This window comes from Bacillus sp. C30 (genome assembly GCF_040838255.1).
GTDB lineage: Bacteria > Bacillota > Bacilli > Bacillales > Bacillaceae_G > Bacillus_A > Bacillus_A mycoides.
This window is the reverse complement of record NZ_JBFPJH010000462.1, coordinates 1-2225: the sequence shown is the minus strand read 5'-3', so window position 1 is coordinate 2225 and position 2225 is coordinate 1. Positions and strand designations below refer to the sequence as shown.

The 2225-nt window shown below is 33.2% G+C and carries 2 protein-coding genes; both read right to left on the bottom strand.

Annotation, left to right across the window (positions count from 1 at the left end):
• Positions 1-63: 63 nt before the first annotated feature.
• Entirely contained in the window at positions 64-507 is a 444-nt protein-coding gene (locus AB3X49_RS21760) for a carboxymuconolactone decarboxylase family protein (protein WP_000083030.1), read from the bottom strand.
• Positions 508-1192: 685 nt separating this feature from the next.
• Positions 1193-2143, bottom strand: a complete 951-nt coding sequence (locus AB3X49_RS21755; protein ID WP_367964689.1) for a nucleoside hydrolase — start codon at positions 2141-2143, stop codon at positions 1193-1195.
• Positions 2144-2225 lie beyond the last annotated feature (82 nt).

The following is a 2225-nucleotide window of genomic DNA, read 5'->3' as shown; positions in this document are numbered from 1 at the left end:
CAATTGTATTGTGATTTTTAAACATCTTTAATTTTATTCTTATTTACCGTTCGTTGAGAGCAATTATTTTTTAGTTGCTGTATTTCCCATCGCAATAGAAATTCTATTCCAACTGTTGATTTGATTAATTACCAGAACAAGGTCAACATATTGTTTCTCGTCATAGTGTTCACGTACTCGCTTATATAGGTCTTCAGGAACTCTTTTAGTGGGAATTAGAGTAATATGCTCAGATAGTTCAAGAGCAACTTTCTCTTCAGGTGTATAAAAATCACATTCATTCCAAGCATTCAAGCAATAAATTCGTTGTTCGGTTTCACCTATCTTACGGGCATCTGATGTATGCATATCCATGCAGAAAGCACAACCGTTAATTTGAGAGACTCTAATCTTTATAAGTTCTCTAGTAATTCGATTAATTGTAGATTTCTTAGTGTACTTCTCCATATCCATCATAATTTTCATGCCATCAGGTGCAACATCATAGTAGGAAATCCTTTGACTCATAAGGCAAGACCTCCTTTGATTTTAAGATACTTATAATTATACCTTCATACGAACATTCGTGCTATTTTTTTGTTTGTAAAGCATTCGAAATCAAAGAGAATTTCAGTTATAGACAGTGTAATTAGTTGTTTCATGGTACGTAAATATCGCAAATGAGTAACCGTATTTTCCAAACAAATATTTTCACTTTTTAATTACTTTATTATTACCGTCAGAATAAATTGAATAACTCTATTAATTTTTAAATGATTTTATTATAAATGAAACAATTTTATTATCACCAAACAACTACATAATTTTGATCAAACTTTATTCGAAAGCTACAGTGTTTTTATCTTCCTATAGTTATTTATGGGGATTTAGTTAATTTTTTCGTTTTGGAGAACAACTAATTTCTTAGCTTGATAAGCATGTGACGAGACCCCCTGCCCGTCAAGCTAAAGTTTTAATGTACCCCCAAAATAAAAATTTTCTTTCACTACAGTTAATTACTTTGAGAAGTCAGCGGATTTTTTCATTTTAGGGGGATTTTGTTTTGTTAGCTTGATAGTGATGGGATACAGCCAACATTTTGGAAGTTTTATATGCTAAGCGAATTTTAACCTAAAAAAGTCGAATTCCTGTACGTTAAGTGAAGTGGCATTTCATTCACATAATCCCTATTATCTGAAGTTAATAAAGTCTGTTACACTCTCTTCTTTAAAAACGTTTCCATAATATCCTTCTTGAATCTTTTATAATCAAGCTGAAAAGCTACATTATGCGTTTTATAGCCTGGATTAGTAGCAAAATGAAAGTCTGCAATACTTTGACCAAATCCTTCTCCTTGATCAGGAATTACTTTAATGGGTACTCTTGAAAGGCCAACAGCCTCTTGATTCAGCAAATACCACACTGTTACAAAATCATGCATAGGGCTTCCACTTATACCAGGATTAGACTTAGAGTAGAATTTATAATAATAGTCTAACATAGGTTTGATGATGAGTCCTGCAAGATCCTGTGTATTCCGATGAAATGCATCGATTTGCTGGACCATTTCGGGTGTAACAATCGCATGTTGAGTCACATTTAAAGGAATAATTGTCAAGTTCTTTGCATGCTGCAGAATTAAGTTTGCTGCATAAGGGTCTGAGTAAAAGTTAGCTTCAGCCACAGCAGTTACGTTACCTGGATAGAAAAAAGCTCCCCCCATGCAAATACATTCTCTTACGTTTCGCATTGTTTCTAAATTCAACACAAAAGTCGTAGCTAGCGAAGAAAGTCTTCCTAAATTGATAATTGTAAGATCTTCTAAATTTGATTCTATAATTTGATAAATATCATTTAAAGGATACACTGGATATGAAATTTCAGGGGGAATGATAGGTCCTAATCCGACTTTTCCATGTACCTCAGGGAAATACTGAATCAATATACCTGTCAGCGGTACAGAAGCACCAAGGAATACAGGTATCTCTTCTTTTCCCGCAATGTACTTCAAATAGTTAATATTTCTTATTACATTTTCTCTGGATACATTTCCATAATCGGCTACAATTCCTACAAGTTGAATGTCTTTACGAAAAAAGGTGTACAGTATAGCAAACGCATCATCAATCCCCAAATCTGTAAACAGGAGAACCTTTTTTTTCATATCTCTTCCTCCAAAATCTATAGAATCCTACTTTCACTAATGATGTAGTGATCAGGCTAAGCTTGTATGTATATATTTTATG